Raw genomic sequence first — 17,182 nt, forward strand, 5'->3', positions numbered from 1 at the left:
TCCTGCATCGTCCTGTGACTCATGGGCCGCCCTATCTTTCGGACTGTTCGCCTTTTGACTCTACTTTTTCAAAGGTTTCTAAGCTTGCTTCTGACTATTTTTCCTGTTGCAGTCTGAGGAAGCTCATCAATAAAAACAATTTCTCTAGGATACTCATGAGCTGCCAAGTTTCTCTTTACGTGGTTCTTTAGCTCATTGGAAAGCTCTTCTGTAACCATATAACTTTTTGATAAAACCACAAATGCCTTGACGATCTCAGTCCTTAAAGCATCTGGTTTCCCTACGACTGCAACCATCCGTACGGCAGGATGCCGTAACAGACAATTCTCAATAGGTGCAGGCCCGATTCTATAACCAGCGCTAGTAATGACATCGTCATCTCTACCAAAAAATTCAAAATAGCCGTCTTCATCCTGTCTCCCCATATCCCCCGTCAAGAGCCATTCACCCACAAATTTTGCCCTGGTGGCATCAGGGCTACCCCAATACTCCAGGAACATGACGGGATCAGGTGAGCGTACCGCAATATTTCCTATCTCATTAGGCCCTAGGACCCTGCCATCGTTATCAACAATAGCTACCCCATGACCTGGCACTGCCTTGCCGATCGACCCTGGCCGATGGACGCCAAGACAGCCGCAGGAGGACACTACGACATTGCACTCGGTCTGACCGTAAAACTCATTGATGGTAAGCCCAAAAACACGTTTCCCCCAGTCCAATAGTTCTTCACCCAGTGCCTCCCCTCCACTGGCAATACTCCTAACTTTCAAGTCCCATCTTTTTTCAGGAGATTCCACTTGCCGCATCATCTTGAGTGCAGTAGGAGGGAGAAACATATTCCGAATTCCGTAACGCTCAATTAGCGTGAATGCCTCTTCAGCATTGAATTTCAACATTCGTCTCGCCACAACCGGAATACCGAAATACAAGGAAGGTAGAAGCACATCAAACAACCCCCCTATCCAGGCCCAGTCTGCAGGAGACCACATAATATCGTCTTGCTGGGGAAACAAGTCATGAGAAACCTGGACCCCCGGTATATGTCCAATCAGCACATTATGCCCGTGAACTGCGCCTTTTGAACTTCCTGTCGTTCCTGATGTATAAACTATGACGGCAGGATCAATAGCCAAGCTGTTCCGGGTTTCGAACTGGTCGCTACAACCTTCCAATTCACTATGCAGGTCTAAAGCCCCTAGGCTACCTGCCCCGTCATCAATGGAATAAATAACCGTCAGGTGATCCAGCGAAGCATGAATACCGGCAAGGCGCTCAAGCCCCCTTGCATCGGTTATCACTGTACTCATTTGACAATCTTGCATTCTATGCAAGAGAGCATCGGGCCCGAAAAGGCTGAACAAGGGAACCGCAATAGCGCCAAGCTTGTAACAAGCAATATGGGAATAAGCTGTTTCTGCGCATTGTGGCAGATATATGCCCACCCGATCGCCTACCGAAACCCCCTGGTTCACAAGACTATTAGCCAAGCGATTCGCCATGGACTGTAAGACCGCGAAACTAATCTCCTGATTTTCTCCTTGCTCATCGACTTCTATAAGAGCAATTCGGCCCGGATCGCTCGCCCATCGATCACAGCAAACCTCGGCAATATTCAAGCGCTCGTCACAAGGCCAGAGAAAGCTATTGGCTATTTCATTGTAAGTAGTAGCACTGCCAATCATTTGCTTTTCCTTGAATATTAGCTTGGTTTTAGTGGCATGCGATATACATCGCCAGCTGTTAAGGTCTATCAATTGGATGCCCTAAAAACCACCTTGACACATATATTTTAATTCCATGAACTCATCAAGCCCGTATTTGGAGCCCTCCCGGCCAATTCCCGACTGCTTGATGCCACCAAACGGTGCCACCTCAGAGGAAACGACACCGGCATTGGCACCAACGATTCCATATTCTAGCGCTTCCGTCACACGCCAGATGCGCGAAGCGCTTTCTGTATAGAAATAAGCTGACAATCCTGCCTCACACTCATTGGCCAGGCGCAGCACCTCGTCTTCACTGCTGAATTTGGCAATCGCCAACACCGGGCCGAAGATTTCCTCGTTTGCCAATTGCATCGATTCGGTGACACCGGTAAGCAATGTCGGCTCGTAGAAATTGCCTCCGTGTGCATGTCGCTTACCGCCAACTATCACCTTGGCACCGTGAGCCACGGCATCCTGCACCAAGCGATCCACCTTGTCGACTGCTCGACTATTGATCAGTGGGCCCTGATTGACCTCTTTTTCCAAGCCACTGCCTACCTTAAGGCGGCTCACTTTCGCCGTCAGCTTGTTGACATAGTCATCAAAAATGGCCTCGTGCACGAACACCCTATTGGCACAGACACAGGTTTGCCCGGAATTGCGAAACTTGGATTGGATTAAACCTTCCACTGCGGCATCGAGCTCAGCATCGTCAAATACAATGAATGGTGCATTCCCTCCCAGCTCCAGCGACAGCTTTTTCACGGTTGGCGCCGACTGTTCCATCAAAAGACGCCCCACGGCGGTCGAGCCGGTAAAAGTAAGCTTTCGTACGACTGGGGATGCGGTGAGCTCCTTACCGATAATAACAGGATCCCCCGTCAGCACATTGAACACACCGGCGGGAACGCCAGCCCGTTCCGCAAGCTCGGCCAATGCTAACGCTGAATGAGGTGTTTCATTAGGGGGGCGAACCACGATCGTACATCCAGCCGCCAGCGCTGGCGCAACCTTGCGTGTAATCAATGCACTGGGGAAATTCCAAGAAGTGATGGCAGCACAGACGCCGATCGGTTGTCTGATGACGAACAGCCGCTTGTCTGATTGGGTTTGTGGAATCACATCTCCATAGCTACGTTTGGCCTCTTCCAAAAACCACTCGATGTAAGACGCGGCATAGAGTATTTCACCATGCGCCTCGGCAAACGGCTTACCCTGCTCTGTGGTCAATATCAGCGCCAAATCGTTAATGTTCTCTTTGACCAGCTCGTACCAGCGTCGAAGAATTTCACCACGCGCTTTACCTGTCTTGCGGCGCCAGGCCTCACCGCTTCGTTCAGCCGCCGCGACCGCACGCCGTACTTCGACAGCTCCAAGACTTGGACATGTACCGACCGCGCTTTCGTCAAATGGGTTGGTCACTGCCAAAACACTACCGTCGTCGGCATCACACCACTGACCATCAATGTAGCTCTGCTGGCGGAAAAGTTCAGGGTCGTTGAGTTTCATTACTCGTCCTCAATTTTTTATCTCGCTGCCCAGGGAACATCCATAAGCTTTACTTGTGCGGCAAAATGGGCATTTTCTCAATTCAGATATGCAACGTGCGGTCGAAGGCGACTAGCACCGATTCATGCAAGCCTTCGCTCAAGGTCGGGTGCGGAAAGATGGTATGCATGAGCTCACTTTCCGTTGTTTCCAGGCTGCGTGCTGTCGCGTAAGTCGCAATCAATTCAGTCACATCCGGCCCAACCATATGAGCCCCAAGCAGCTCGCCACTAGATTCGTCGAATACCGTCTTTATCATTCCGTCCGTATCCCCCAGCGACAGTGCCTTGCCGTTCCCGGAAAAGAGAAAACGACCCACGGTCACCATAAAGCCTTGCGCTCGCGCTTGCGCCTCTGTGAGCCCCACGCTTGCTACCTGAGGGTGACTATAGATACAGCTCGGCACCGCACCGGGATCCAATGCACGAGCGTCCGGTAGTCCGGCAATCCGCTCGACACAAGCGACACCTTCATGAGAAGCCTTATGTGCCAGCCATGGTGGCCCCGCAACGTCACCGATGGCATAGAGCCCCGGTTCGTCCGTACGAGACCACTGATCCACCAGAAGATGACCTTTTTCGACTTGTGCCCGCGTGTTTTCAAGCCCCAGATCTTCCACATTGCCGACGATGCCGACTGCGACGATGACACGCTCCGCATTTACCTGGCACGTCTTGCCCGCCTGGTCGAAGTGAATCTCGATACCAGAAGTGTTGGGCACTGCCTGCTGCAGATTGATACCGCTACGAACATCAAGGCCTTGGCTGCACAGTAGGTCCTTGACCTTGGCGGAAATTTCATCGTCTTCATGAGGCAGAATACGATCCGCGCTTTCTAGCAGCGTCACCTCGCTTCCCAGGGTAGCGAAGAAACTGGCGAATTCGACGCCGATGGCACCGGCACCAATGACAGCCAATGTCTTGGGTATCGACTTGGGAGTCATGGCCTCACGTGCCGTCCAGACTCGTTCATCGTCGAGATCGAGGCTTGGCAGCATGCGCGGTCTCGCCCCGGTCGCCAGAATGATATGTTCGGCAGTGATCAACGTACGCTCTTCTCCGCACTCGACTTCGAGCTTGCCGGAACCGAGCAGGCGGGCATGGCCGCAAAGACTCGTCACGTTATTCTTCTTCAAAAGCCCACGGACTCCCTGATTGAGCTGCGAGGCTACCGTACGTGAGCGCTTGACGGCAGTTTCCAAGTCGAACCGTGGCGGCGAGTCCAGCAATACACCATATGCAGCGCCCTGTTGGGCGGTTCGCAGAACCTCAGCCGAGCGTAATAGCGTCTTGGTGGGGATACAGCCCCAATTGAGGCATACTCCTCCGAACTCAGCCTTTTCCACGATAGCGACACGAAACCCCAGTTGAGCGGCCCGAATCGCGGCCACATAGCCACCGGGACCGGCTCCTACCACGACAAGCTGGTACTCGCTGACTTTCATCAGTGCCTCCTTATACGAGCAGGTTGAGAGGGTCTTCGATAAGTTCACGCAGCACGGCGAGGAAACACGCACCGACCGCGCCATCTATGACGCGGTGGTCGGCAGACAAGGTCAGGGTCATCATCTCGCCGACAGCAAGCTCGTTGTCGCGAACGATCGGCCGTTTCTCAATCGCACCGACGGCAAGTATGGCGGCTTGCGGAGGGTTGATGATGGCGGCAAAATCACGAATTCCGTACATGCCAAGATTACTGATGGTAAACCCGCCTCCCTGATACTCGGATGGAGCCAGCCGGCCAGCACGGGCACTCTCGGCAAGTTCACGTAGCGTGGTGGTAATCTCGGCTAGCCCCATTCGATCCGCCTGGCGAAGTACCGGTGTTACCAGGCCGCCTTCGGTAGCGACGGCTACCGCGACATCTACCTCCTGATACCGTATCGTCGCCTCATTCGTCCACGATGCATTCACCTCTGGAACCCGACGTAACGATCGGGCAACGGCATAGATCAGAATATCGTTGGCCGAAAGCTTGAATGCCGGGCTAGCTTCTGCCCCCTTGGCGTTGAGGCGACTACGCAACGTCAGCAGCTCGCCGACGTCACAATCGACCGTCAGGTAGAAGTGAGGCACCTCGCGCTTGGATTCAGAAAGTCGACTGGCGATAGTTCGGCGCATAGCGGTGTGGGGTATTGTCTGGATACGTGAATCCATATGCGCCTTGGAGTCCCTCTGGTCCGCTGGCGCCGGCTCGCTTATCGCCCGCTCAACGTCAATCCGTACGACCCGGCCGTGCGGCCCACTTCCCTGGATATCAGCCACATCAATACCATGTTCCCGCCCAAGGCGGCGAGCTAATGGACTGGCGAATACTCGGCCCTGCTCACGTGGAGGCGTCTCGAGCTGGGGCCCCGGCATAGTACTGGCGACCGACGTAGGATTGGCGACTGACATAGTCTTGGCGGCCAGCATAGAGTGTTCATGGGCTGGTGCCTCGTCGACTGTTGGTGCCTCGTCTTCTGAAGGCAACGTCGCTGCGCCCTCTTCGATAAGCATCGCGATGATCGTATCTACTGCAACATTGCTCGTCCCGGCAGGCACTAGTATCTTGCCAAGGGTGCCAGCATCGAAGGACTCGATCTCCAGCATCGCCTTGTCGGTTTCCACCTCGGCTATTGCTTCTCCAATGTCGATCCAGTCACCTTCCTGCTTGAGCCAGCGCACCAGTGTGCCTTCCGTCATGCCTGGCGTTGGTGCCGGCATCTTGATGTCAACCGTCATCTATTCTCTCCTTAACCAACATTCGCACACTTTTTTGTACACTGACTGATTAGTGGGCTCGAAAAGCCTGCTGTGCCGTCACACAACCTCTTACTGATTCCTCGTATTCTTACCGAGGGACAGCTCAACCTCTTAATACCCCCGCATGCTCGATAAAATGTGCTGCGTCCTGAATGTCCGCGACTACTGCGTCACGAGCAGCCGCTGCGTCACGGCATTCCAGTGCCGCAACCAGACGTAAGTGATGATGAAACGACTCCATGTTTTCTACTTCCCGCACCTTTGTACTCATGCTCAGCGAGAACACAGGCGCCACTTGAACCCATAATCCTTCGATTATGGAAACGAGTACGGGCATGCCTGACTCGCTGTACAGCGTAAAATGCAATTCCCGATTCGCCTCCACCATATCCTCAGTACTGACTACTTCAGCCCGCGCTATAGCTTCGTATCTGTCCTTGGCGCCATAGATCTCGGCCAAGGCTGCTGATGGCAGCTTCACCGCTGCGGCCTCTGTTGCCAAACCTTCAAGGCTGCAGCGAATTGCAACGATCTCACGAAATTGCGCCAGGCTCGGTGTGGGCACACACAGTGTCCGATTGGGCAGCATCTCAAGGGCTCGCTCGGACACCAGGCGACGAACCGCATCGCGAACCGGCATCGGACTGGTACCAATTGATTCGGCAAGGCCTCTCAGGGTTACTTTCTCACCAGGCGCGATGGCTCCCGATAGCAGCAATTTCTTGAGATCCAGATAGACCTGATCTGCCAAGCTCTTGCGCTGATAGCGCCCCAGGCGCCCTTCTATTTTATTAGCCACGTCGGTCTTCCTGTTTGGGCACTACATCGAGACTGTTTAACAACATTTTTCCATCATCTATTGAATCTTTATCAATTCATGAATACTCCACCATTCACATCGAGGGTCGTTCCACAGATGTAGCTGGCAGCGCTTGAACATAGAAAGCTTATCGGTAATGCAATCTCGCGTGGTTCAGCCAGTCGCTGCAATGGAATGGCGTCGGCATTAAAGGACTGGCCGGTCGTCATACCAGTTGCAGTAGCACCTGGAGCAACGGCATTCACCACCACACCATAGGGTGCCGCCTTTCGCGCCATCCACTTCACCAGCGCGTTGACACCGCCCTTGGCAGCCACGTAATGGGGGCTCGCCTTGAGCCCTCCCATACGACCGGCAACCGAGCTAACCAGGACGATATTCCCGCTTCCGCTTTCACACATGCGGGGCAGACAGGCACGCGTCAGATGGAGCACACCCTGAAGATTGACGTCTATCACACGGTTGAAAACATCGTCCCAACCATCATCGGACCAGTCGTCCCAAGGGCAGAAGCCTGCATTGACCACCACGGCATCAAGTCTATCGAGGCCCTCAATGATGCGCTCAGTTGCCATCCGATCCGTCACATCGAATCCGTAGGTCTCCACTATCGTCCCGCTTGCCTTCAGCTCTGACGCAAGCTCCAGGGGTTCGACAAGATCGGCTAGAACCAGTGATGCGCCAAGTTCCGCGCAAACACGCGCCGTGGCCTCACCGATTCCACCTGCCGCACCGGTGATCAGAACGCTCTTATCCTTTAGCGAAAATTCGTTTTTCATATATTCCTCTCACGCCGCCAAACCGCTGTCGGCGAGCATCTCGCGGATTACCGCTTCAACATCGTGTTCGTTCGCCAACGCTGCATCTTCAAGCACTTTGGAAACTGTCGGCGGTGCCCAGCCTCCGGTTACCCGTTTCACAGGCTGGTCAAGGTAATCAAAAAAGCGTCGCTGGATCTCGTCAGCAATATGCGAACCGATGCTGGCACCTCGGGTCGTCTGCTCGACAATCGCGACCTTGCCCGTCTTGCGGATCGACTCGCCAATGGTCTCGTAATCGATGTCCCGTAACGATAGAGTGCGTAGATCCACAATATCGACACCGCCGCCTAATTTGGCCGCCACTTGTCGGCAAGTTTCGACCATCGTGAGCGTGGTCAATAACGTTAGCCGGTCCCCCTCAGCCACCTTGTGCGCCTGACCGATTGGTATGAAATGATCCAGGTTCTTTGGCACGAGCGCCTTGCTCCGGTGCAATTCCTGCGGCTCAAGGATCAATACCGGGTCCTGACAGCGTAAGGCCGAGTTCATCAGCCCCACATAATCAAAAGCAGTGGATGGTGCCAGGATGCGCCATCCGGGGAATAGGGCAAAGACACCGGCCGGATCCATCGAGTGCTGTGAGCCATATCCCTCATGACCGGGAATGCGACTACGCAAGACTAACGGTACGGATAACGTGCCACCGAATAGATGCCGCATCTTGCCGGCTTGGTTGAGAAGTTGGTCGCCAGCAACCAGGAAGAAATCGCTGTACATCAATTCGACAATCGGTTTCAGCCCGGAAGCTGCGGCGCCTGCCGCCAACCCACAGAAACCGTTTTCGGTAATAGGCGTGTTGACGATACGACCGGGAAATTCAGCAGGGAGCCCTTTGGTTGCCCCAACGGTGCCTCCCCCCATATTGGCAACATCTTCGCCGAACACATAGATCGACTCGTCCTCGCGCATACGAGCACCCATGACACGAGACATGGCCTCGATAAGCGTCATTTCCTCGAGATCTTCCTTCGCGTAATCCTCGACTTCGGTGAATTGCACACCTTCGAATTCGGAAAGATCACCGGTGAGACCATTGTCGACGGTTTCCGGGTCGGGCCACAATTCCGGCCGGATACGGCTGGACGAGCCCTTTCCTTCTATACAGCTTTCGTAGGCTGCTGCCACCGCTTCGCTAATGGCATTGTCGATGGCATCGAATTGCTCCGTAGCGAGGCTCCCATGCTCGTTCAGCTTGTTACGCAAAAGGTCATACGGATCACGTACGCGCCAGCTTTCCTCCTCCTGCTTCGTGCGGTAGCCGAACGCACTCCCGGGGATGGCGGAGCTCTGATGATAATAGCGGTAGACATCGGCCTGGATGAACACCGGCCCGCCCTGTTCCCGTACCTGCTGAAGTGCCCAGTTGGCGGCATGCCATACCGACAATGGATTCATGCCATCCACTCGGATGGAGGGAATGCCGTGCGCCTGCGGCCGAGTCAGCAATTCCTGCTCACGAGTCGACTGGGCGACGCTCATCGATACGGCATATCGATTGTTTTCGAGAAAGAAAATCAACGGAAGCTCGTAGAGAGCCGCTAGATTCATGGCTTCATGAGTTGCGCCCTGATGCAACGCCCCATCACCAAAAAAGCTCACCATTACGGCATCGCCGCCCTTAGCTTTCTCGGCAAAAGCATGGCCACAGGCAATCGGCAAACCTCCTGCCACGATAGCATTGGTGCCCATGATACCGAGCTCTTCCCGCCGCAAATGCATGGAACCACCACGTCCACCACTCCAGCCGTCCCTTAGTCCCAGTATCTCTGCCATCAAATGCCCTAGCTCAGTACGCATGGCCTCGGGTAATCTGGAACTCGTGGATGGATCGAACCCATCGTCATACAAGGCGTTTATCATCTTCGCCACGCACTGGTGATGGGCGCGGTGAGTGCCATTAATCATCGTGTCCCGCGGCAGTCCAGCCAGACATCCAGCGGCTCCCCCTTCTTGACCGATACTTGAGTGAGCAGGGCCGTGTACCAGTTTGAGCTTATCGAGCTGGAGAATACTTTCTTCGAACCTGCGTGCGGAAAGAAACAGAGTTACCATACGCTTCGCATCCGCTGCATCCAGGCTCGCCCAGTCGCCTTCCTCGAGCTTTAGCGTCTGCATTGTTACTTCGTTGTTTATATTTTCGAACTTCATTGTTATCTCCATTAGCTGGCACCAACTCGAGGCCGTAACGAGCATTCACCTCTTACACATGGGCGGTAACGCCACCATCCACGACAAGACTGATGCCGGTAATGAAGTCAGAAGCGTGACTGGACAGAAAAACGGCGCTGCCGATCAAGTCGGCCGGCTCGCCCCAGCGTCGTAACGGTGTTGTGTCGACTACCCGCTCGGCATGGCCAGGAATATCTATGCGTGCCTGTCGCGACAATGGAGTGTCTATCCAGCCAGGAAGAATTGTATTGACCGTTATATTCTGTTCAGCCCAGGAGCAGGCAAGCGATTTGGAGAGCTGAACCACACCGCCCTTGCTGGCGGCATAGGGACCAGTAACTTCGTTAGCGGCTAGCGAGAGAATTGAGCCTACATTGATTATTTTGCCCTTCCCCGATGATCGTAATGGCGCAAAGGCGGCTTGGCACATCAAGAAGGTACCTTTGAGGTTGGTATCAATGATCTCTTCCCACAGTGACTCGGGATATTCTTCGGGCCTCATCCGTGTGTTGGTCCCGGCACAGTTGACCAGAATATCCAGACCGCCAAAAGCTGAGACCGCTTCCATGACAGCTGCTTCACAGGAAGACCTGTCGCGCACATCCAAAGAGACTGCCCGTACGTCCCCATTTTTCCCCCGTAAACGCGAAAGGGTAGCTTCACAGTTTTCTTTGGAGAGGTCAGCAAGTACGCATTTGGCACCGGCATCGACGAGGCCTTCAGCAATAGCGGCACCTATACCGCCTGCGGCACCCGTCACCAGTGCAACTCGACCGTTAAGTTCGAATAGGTTCACACCATTATCCTCTTGTTATTTATAGTACTCGTATGTGATTTAAAGTACTCGCGGCAGCCAGAGTGCAATACTTGGGAATATCATGATCAACAACAGCCCAAACAATTGGATTGCGACAAATGGAACGACACTCCGATAAATATCGCCTGTGGTGATACCGCTCGGCGTTATCGCTTTCAGATAGAACAGGGCATAGCCAAAAGGAGGGGTAAGAAAAGACGTTTGCAGGTTCACGGCTACCAGCACTGCAAACCAGATCAAGACATCATGCTGACTAACTACAGTTGGTGCGAAGTCCAGATTACCTACGATGGGAGCCAGCAAAGGCAGTGCCAGAAAACTGATTTCTATCCACTCCAGAAAAAATCCCAAGATAAAAATCAACAGCATGATTCCCAGCAATACTATATAAGGTTCGCCTCCCAGGAGACCAATTACATGCTCGATGAGATCATGGCCACCCAAACGACTGAATATGACGCCAAAAGCAGTAGCGCCGATCGCCAGGAAAAGAATCATTCCAGTCGTCAGTGTGGTTTCTCGCAATGCTGAACCAAACATCTCAAAGGTAAGCTTGCGGTTGGCAATCGCTATCAATAATGCACCAGCAGCCCCGATTGCGGCGCCCTCGGTTGGTGTTGCTATGCCGAGCACAATGGAAACCAGTACACTACTGATAAGTGCCGCAGGAACGATAAGGTTTATTGCCAGCCGACTTATCAACGAGCCTACTAGCTCAGACTCGTCTCGTTGCAGGGGCGGCGCTTTTTCAGGATTACGCATGGCAATAAAGACGACATAACAGACATAGAAGAAACCCAGCATGGCTCCCGGAAGCAGCGCAGCAGCAAAGAGGCTGCCTATCGATACCTGCATGATGTCGCCGAACACAACCAGCATGATGCTGGGGGGTATCAAGATCCCTAGCGTTCCAGACCCCAGGATGGTTCCCATGGCTAGCGATTTATCATAGCCCTGCCCTAGCATGACAGGCAGTGCCAGTGTACCCATCAGCACTACAGAAGCACCGATAATCCCTGTACTGGCTGCCATGACAATGCCAACGATAATGACCGACAGTGCCAGCCCGCCCGCTTTTCCCGCGAAAAGCCCTTCCAGCTCACGCAGCAAGTTTCGTGCAACTTCGGATTTATCCAGCATGATCCCCATGAATACGAATAGCGGTATTGCCGCCAGGATCCAGTTAGATAGCACACCTCCATAGACGCGGTTAACGACCAAACCAAAAGTAGCGAGAGGAATATCACCAACCAGAGTAAAGATTAGCGATAATCCTCCCAGGAGAAGCGCCACCGGATAGCCAAGAAAGATTCCGAGCATCAGGCAGAAGAGCATGAGTGAAGGAAGAAAATAAGTCACTCTGCCTCCTTTATTACATTATTGTCGTTATGGTCATTGTTTTTCTTTTCCATGAGCATACCCAGGTTTCTTAATATGCGCCCGCAGCCCGCCCCCAGCAGCAAGAAACAGCCTAGCGGAAGGGTTGCTTTCACTAGGTAGCGATCCATCAGACCACCACTATTTGATTGTTCTTCGAACAGAAATGCTCTTTCAGCGAACCCAAAAGAAAACCACAACAAGAAGGCGAAGAAGGGAATGAGTAATATCAAGTCTCCTAACAGATCCACCAGCACACGCCTCTTGGGCGGCATACGAGCGAAAATGATGTCCACTCGTACGTGCCGGTCTTGCTGCAGGACATAGGACCCCGAAATCATGATGAACAGAGAGAACAAGTGCCACTGCAGCTCGGCAATGCTCACCATGTTCAATTGGTCGCCGAACAATGGTAGCCGCACCCCCCAGTCGGCCAAATGACTTAGCCCCAACGCTGAGCCAATGACAGTGAAGATAACCACCGCAATGATGATGATCACCAACCATGCCGCCCAGTGCCCAGGGATAGCGAAGAGCTTCATTAGCGCTTCCCCGACGGCTATCAGCCGATTAGCATTCGAAGTCCTAGCCATGCTCTATCTCCGCTTACATATCTTGCAGGTCGTACCAGCGGTCTGCTCGTTCTACGTGAGCACTCAAGGACTCATATGCCTCGCGGAAGGTTTCGTCTCGTTCCATCTCTTCTGCGATCACCTCATCCGTCGCTTCACGTAGTGCATCGAGCACAGGCTCGGGGAACCGGCGCACTTCCACTCCAGCCTCTTCCAGCCGCGTAATGGCTTCTGCCTGATGCTGAATGGCGTTTGTCATGGACCAGAGCAGGGTCGAGCGGCAGGCAGCCGTCACCTGGTCTTGCTGCGTTTCGTCAAAGTCGTTCCAGACATCCATATTGATCAGGACAGAGTTGAAGCTCGCCGGCTGATGCCAACCAGGGAAGTAGTAGTAATCGGCAGCATCATTTAGCTGGAGAGTCTCGTCGATGGCAGGCAAGGAAAATTCAGCGGCATCGATACGTCCACGGTCGAGCGATACATAGACCTCACCACCAGCAATGGTCTGGGGACTGGCACCGAGCTTTGCCAACGCGCGTCCTCCAAGACCACCTATCCGCATCCTAAGCCCTTCAAAGTCCCCTGGAGTGTTGATCTCCTTGTTGAACCAACCAGCAGGTTCAGCAGGAACAACAACGCAAGGGAGGACCTTGACGTTGTGCTGATCGTAAGCGCCTTGAATGATCTCCATTCCCTCACCTTCCCACATCCAATCGGCGAAGGTGAGCGGTTCTGGCCCGAACGGTAACGAACCAGCTAGGTTGGCGACAGGAATCTCTCCACCCCAGTAAGCCATCCAGTCGTAGCCTGCCTCAATGGCACCCTGGCTTACCGCCGAAAAAACTTCCAAAGCAGGTACGAGTTCGCCGGCACCATGGATGTTGACACCTAATTCACCTCCGGTAACGCGTTCTAGAGACTCACCGAAATATGTCAGGGCGTCGCCGAGATATAACATGTCCTCTGGAAACGTACTTGCAACGTCGAGATCGCGAGCTGAGGCAGTCGAAGCTGCCGCCATTGCGACGGCAGTGGTTAATGCAGCGGTTACGAAAACATGCTTCATGACTTGTCTCCTCTTCGGAGTTTATTGTCGTTGTCGTTGTCATTGCTTGGGTTTTACCCATATTGCTTCTTTGACGCTAGGACAGCCTGCCGTACCTGTCAAGATCACATATATGTGATCACAAAATAGTTTAGGCAAGGGGCCATCTTCCGGGCACTGATTATCGAAGAAAGTCGACACAAATCTTTACAAACTCAACCCATTGTTTTTACTTAATTTATTTCCGATATATACAGACATTCCATGAAATGGACGTCACCATCAAGCGGCTTGGAGCTGGAAGTGCCTGAGATACATGAGTTCGTTTTTTACGAAGCCACACTATTTTAATGACGCATTCAGCCTCATTACCATCTCGTCTAGTGTAAGGCACTAGGCAAAACCCTCTCATACCGGCGAATCCACGCCGCCTCACAATCAGGAAAATAACAAGGTGTGAATTAAGCATCATGGTAATCACGTCTTGAACTTGTGGGTGGCGAAGGACGCGACACAAGAGTGCGATAAGTCGATGGATTACAATAACGTTACCGAGACCTACGACTACTTGATTATTGGAAGTGGTGCTGCTGGAGCCATTCTGGCGAACAGGCTGAGTGCCAGCGGCCACTATAGTGTCTGCCTGCTGGAAGCCGGCCCTTCGGATCGTCATCCCTTTATTCACATTCCCGCCGGTTTCATCAAGATGATTTTCAACCCGGCATATACGTGGCAGTTCACTACCGAGCCCAGCGAGCTAACCCTCGGCCGTCGCATACCGATCCCTCAAGGACGCGTTCTCGGTGGCTCAACTTCGATCAATGGGCTGATATACAACCGCGGACAGCGCGAAGACTTTGATCATTGGTCACGACTCGGCAATACGGGGTGGGATTACGAAAGTATATTGCCCTATTTCAAGCGTACCGAGCATAGCCTTGCCCGCGTCACCAAGTATCGTGGCCACGATGGGCCGATGCCAGTCAGCGACACCGACTGGAAACATCCAATAGCGGACGCCTTCATTGCCGGTGCTGAAGAACTCGGCATACCTGGTAACGAAGATTATAACGGCCACACTCAGGAGGGTGCTGGCTACTTCCAGCGGACCATTCACAAAGGCCGCCGCATGAGCACAGCGCAAACTTATCTCAAGGCGGCAAAGCACCACAAGAGCCTGCGAATCAAGACGAGCGCTCAAGTCACGCGAATCCTGATCGAGAATGAGCGTGCCGTTGGTGTGGAATATCGGGAAGCGCGTGGCCAGTCCAACTCTCAAATCGCAGCACGGCGAGAGGTAATACTCTGTGCAGGCGCCATCAATACTCCGAAACTGTTGCAGCTCTCGGGTATCGGTGAATCTGAGCATTTGCAAGGCCTCGGCCTGCCGGTTTCACACGCGCTTCCAGGGGTCGGCCAGCACTTGAAAGACCACTATTCGGTGCGGGTCGTCGCAAGAGTAAAGAACAGTCGAACCATCAATGAACTTGCTAGAGGTTTTCAGCTCAGCGGACAGATCCTTAACTGGATACTACGCCGTCCCAGTATTCTCGCGTTGAGCCCATCACTGGTTTATTACTTCTGGAAAACGGACGAAGCTCTGCCTACCTCTGACTTGCAAGGGGTATTCACCCCGGCAAGCTATAAAGAGGGTTATGTCGGCGTTCTGGATGATTATCCCGGCATGACTTGCGGGGTATGGCAGCACCGCCCCAGGAGTTCCGGATTTGTTCGGATCACATCCAAGGATCCTTTTGCTGCACCTATGGTCCAGCCGAACTATCTGCAGGACCCCCATGACCGTGAAATCCTGATCAAAGGCATTCGGCTCGCAAGACGATTGCTGGAATCTGAAAGGCTTTCTCATTACATGGATGGTGAAGTGCTGCCGGGCGGTTCCACACAGAGCGATGAGGAATTGCTCGCATTCGCCAGTCGGTTCGGCGTCTCTTCCTACCATCTCAACGGAACAGCCAAAATGGGTCCCGCTGATGACGCCATGGCCGTTGTCGACCCCGAACTCAGGGTCCATGGCCTCCAGGGGCTGCGAATTGCCGACTCTTCGGTAATGCCCGAGATACCTTCAGCGAATATCTGCGCCGCCACGATGATGATCGCAGAGAAAGCTGCCGATTTGATACTTGGGTCTTCCCACCCTTCTTAGCTTCCGCTAAGGCTAATGCTAAAGACTCGCCAAGGCTACTTAGAGCACCTAAGGCTTACTGAACATTCATAACCAAAGCCCTCAAAAGATAATGGAAAAAGACCACCGTCTGCCAAGCAAACTTAAGCATTGGCGGTTTCAAGTTCCAAGCACAACGTTAGTGAAGGACGCTCGGATCAGCGACGGATTTCTTGAGGACCTCGGCGTAAACTTCCAACGACTTTCGCCAGCCAGTGTCTTGCGTAATCGTGCATTCAGTGAGTCGGCTATCTCGCCGAGCCCTTCCTGGCTGTAGATCGTCAGATGCTTGTCCTTCGGTAGGCACTGTCTCAACAGCGCGTTGGTGTTAAGGGGGGCGGCCATCCGCTTGGAACCTCGCTGCCATGGTCTATGCGGGTCAGCAAGGTAAATAGCAGTACCAATTCGCTGAGTAATCTCGGCGTGTTTAACTATCTCGTTCATGCTCAGAAGTCATGTATAGCCGCTGCGCCCTCGGGATATCGTTTAGCCTTTCGCTAAATCCTACCACCGCCGCAATGACCGTCGTACCCTCCTGCTTAATTACCACTTTAAAACGCGTCGTTCGGTCGATGGCAGAACGATTATTGGCGCCTATAATAATGCCACCTTCCTATTGGCCCAGCACTCTGGTGGCTAGGAATTATTCGGTTTTCTACTTCAGGTGACCGTATATAGAGCCGATGGGATCTGGGACTTGTTGACGCCTATCCGAACTTGGGATGCCAGGGCGGTGTTTTCCATTTCCCTGGCATAAAAAGGCGATTAAATTTTGCTTCAGCGTCCCTTACAGCATCATATATAGAACCTTGTAAGTCTCATACGAGACATGCCATGCTGGTTCGTTTGGCTACATACACTTTAGTCTGCGAGCGATCTGGCATGGTGAACAGTACCTGCTTAGGAGCTCAGGTAGTTTAGGCTTAAATAGCCTGTCCCAAAGTCATTTATGGCAAGCGTGCCCCCCATTCACGAAGTGGGTTGAGTTTATGTAGAACCTGGTTAATGCCTCGCATAACCAAGACTTCCGTGACCTTTAACAGGCAGGATTGAGCCTGCGACCCTCGGCTTCGGAGGCCATGTCTTGCTAGTTTCAGTTTTCTTGTCACTAAATCCAAATATTAAAATAATTGTTTTAAATCATGATCATACATTAAAAACAGTAAATAATTCTAGCAACTTAGCACCGATTAACAACGAGACAAACCTTTTCTAGCGACATCAATGGACACATTTCGTGATTTTCATACGTCTCTATTTCAGACAGAAATGACCATTGGCAAATGGTAAAATTTCAAAGTATAGAAAAATAAAGCTCTCGCGCAGTGGCACAAGCTCAAGAGAAATTACGAGAGCATAGTGGCCATGGCGTGTGGGT

The 17,182-nt window shown here is 52.9% G+C and carries 12 protein-coding genes; 1 reads left to right on the top strand and 11 read right to left on the bottom strand.

The genetic code is table 11. The features are described 5' to 3' along the window. Positions 1 to 68 precede the first annotated feature (68 nt). From ELY38_RS07575 to ELY38_RS07625, 11 genes are all read right to left on the bottom strand, one after another. A complete protein-coding gene (locus ELY38_RS07575) occupies positions 69 to 1,685 on the bottom strand; it encodes an acyl-CoA synthetase (RefSeq protein WP_127061034.1) in 1,617 nt (538 codons plus the stop codon). 81 nt (positions 1,686 to 1,766) lie between these two features. Continuing rightward, complete coding sequence (locus ELY38_RS07580) at positions 1,767 to 3,218, bottom strand: NAD-dependent succinate-semialdehyde dehydrogenase (protein ID WP_127061036.1); 1,452 nt, start codon at positions 3,216 to 3,218, stop codon at positions 1,767 to 1,769. Positions 3,219 to 3,300: 82 nt separating this feature from the next. After that, on the bottom strand, positions 3,301 to 4,701 hold the full coding sequence (gene lpdA, locus ELY38_RS07585; RefSeq protein ID WP_127061038.1) for a dihydrolipoyl dehydrogenase: 1,401 nt from the start codon (positions 4,699 to 4,701) through the stop codon (positions 3,301 to 3,303). A 10-nt stretch (positions 4,702 to 4,711) separates the two neighbouring features. Continuing rightward, positions 4,712 to 5,980 carry a pyruvate dehydrogenase complex dihydrolipoamide acetyltransferase gene (locus ELY38_RS07590; RefSeq protein ID WP_127061040.1) on the bottom strand — a complete coding sequence of 423 codons (1,269 nt, stop codon included), beginning with the start codon at positions 5,978 to 5,980 and terminating at the stop codon, positions 4,712 to 4,714. A gap of 124 nt (positions 5,981 to 6,104) precedes the next feature. Then, complete coding sequence (locus ELY38_RS07595; protein ID WP_127061042.1) at positions 6,105 to 6,800, bottom strand: GntR family transcriptional regulator; 696 nt, start codon at positions 6,798 to 6,800, stop codon at positions 6,105 to 6,107. A gap of 71 nt (positions 6,801 to 6,871) precedes the next feature. Beyond that, positions 6,872 to 7,600 (bottom strand): SDR family NAD(P)-dependent oxidoreductase, encoded by a 729-nt coding sequence (locus tag ELY38_RS07600; protein ID WP_127061044.1) that lies wholly within the window; start codon positions 7,598 to 7,600, stop codon positions 6,872 to 6,874. A gap of 9 nt (positions 7,601 to 7,609) precedes the next feature. Beyond that, complete coding sequence (locus ELY38_RS07605) at positions 7,610 to 9,790, bottom strand: alpha-ketoacid dehydrogenase subunit alpha/beta (protein WP_127061046.1); 2,181 nt, start codon at positions 9,788 to 9,790, stop codon at positions 7,610 to 7,612. A 52-nt stretch (positions 9,791 to 9,842) separates the two neighbouring features. Beyond that, positions 9,843 to 10,607 carry an SDR family NAD(P)-dependent oxidoreductase gene (locus ELY38_RS07610; RefSeq protein ID WP_127061048.1) on the bottom strand — a complete coding sequence of 255 codons (765 nt, stop codon included), beginning with the start codon at positions 10,605 to 10,607 and terminating at the stop codon, positions 9,843 to 9,845. 39 nt (positions 10,608 to 10,646) lie between these two features. After that, entirely contained in the window at positions 10,647 to 11,987 is a 1,341-nt protein-coding gene (locus ELY38_RS07615) for a TRAP transporter large permease (RefSeq protein ID WP_246009088.1), read from the bottom strand. Beyond that, a complete protein-coding gene (locus ELY38_RS07620; protein ID WP_127061050.1) occupies positions 11,984 to 12,598 on the bottom strand; it encodes a TRAP transporter small permease subunit in 615 nt (204 codons plus the stop codon). The genes ELY38_RS07615 and ELY38_RS07620 overlap by 4 nt, the downstream gene beginning before the upstream one ends. Positions 12,599 to 12,611: 13 nt before the next feature. Further along, positions 12,612 to 13,643 (bottom strand): TRAP transporter substrate-binding protein, encoded by a 1,032-nt coding sequence (locus ELY38_RS07625; RefSeq protein ID WP_127061052.1) that lies wholly within the window; start codon positions 13,641 to 13,643, stop codon positions 12,612 to 12,614. A 547-nt stretch (positions 13,644 to 14,190) separates the two neighbouring features. On the opposite strand from ELY38_RS07625, the gene ELY38_RS07630 reads away from it, so the two are divergent. Next, positions 14,191 to 15,786, top strand: a complete 1,596-nt coding sequence (locus tag ELY38_RS07630; protein WP_222845115.1) for a GMC family oxidoreductase — start codon at positions 14,191 to 14,193, stop codon at positions 15,784 to 15,786. Positions 15,787 to 17,182 lie beyond the last annotated feature (1,396 nt).

The sequence above is a fragment of the Vreelandella nanhaiensis genome (assembly GCF_003990185.1).
Classification (GTDB): Bacteria; Pseudomonadota; Gammaproteobacteria; order Pseudomonadales; family Halomonadaceae; genus Vreelandella; species Vreelandella nanhaiensis.

Bases quoted from the DNA above. Each gene is read 5' to 3' on its own strand.
- ELY38_RS07575 (WP_127061034.1), bottom strand. From the start codon at position 1,685: ATGATTGGCAGTGCTACTACTTACAATGAAATAGCCAATAGCTTTCTC.
- ELY38_RS07580 (WP_127061036.1), bottom strand. From the start codon at position 3,218: ATGAAACTCAACGACCCTGAACTTTTCCGCCAGCAGAGCTACATTGAT.
- lpdA (WP_127061038.1), bottom strand. From the start codon at position 4,701: ATGAAAGTCAGCGAGTACCAGCTTGTCGTGGTAGGAGCCGGTCCCGGT.
- ELY38_RS07590 (WP_127061040.1), bottom strand. From the start codon at position 5,980: ATGACGGTTGACATCAAGATGCCGGCACCAACGCCAGGCATGACGGAA.
- ELY38_RS07600 (WP_127061044.1), bottom strand. From the start codon at position 7,600: ATGAAAAACGAATTTTCGCTAAAGGATAAGAGCGTTCTGATCACCGGT.
- ELY38_RS07605 (WP_127061046.1), bottom strand. From the start codon at position 9,790: ATGAAGTTCGAAAATATAAACAACGAAGTAACAATGCAGACGCTAAAG.
- ELY38_RS07620 (WP_127061050.1), bottom strand. From the start codon at position 12,598: ATGGCTAGGACTTCGAATGCTAATCGGCTGATAGCCGTCGGGGAAGCG.
- ELY38_RS07625 (WP_127061052.1), bottom strand. From the start codon at position 13,643: ATGAAGCATGTTTTCGTAACCGCTGCATTAACCACTGCCGTCGCAATG.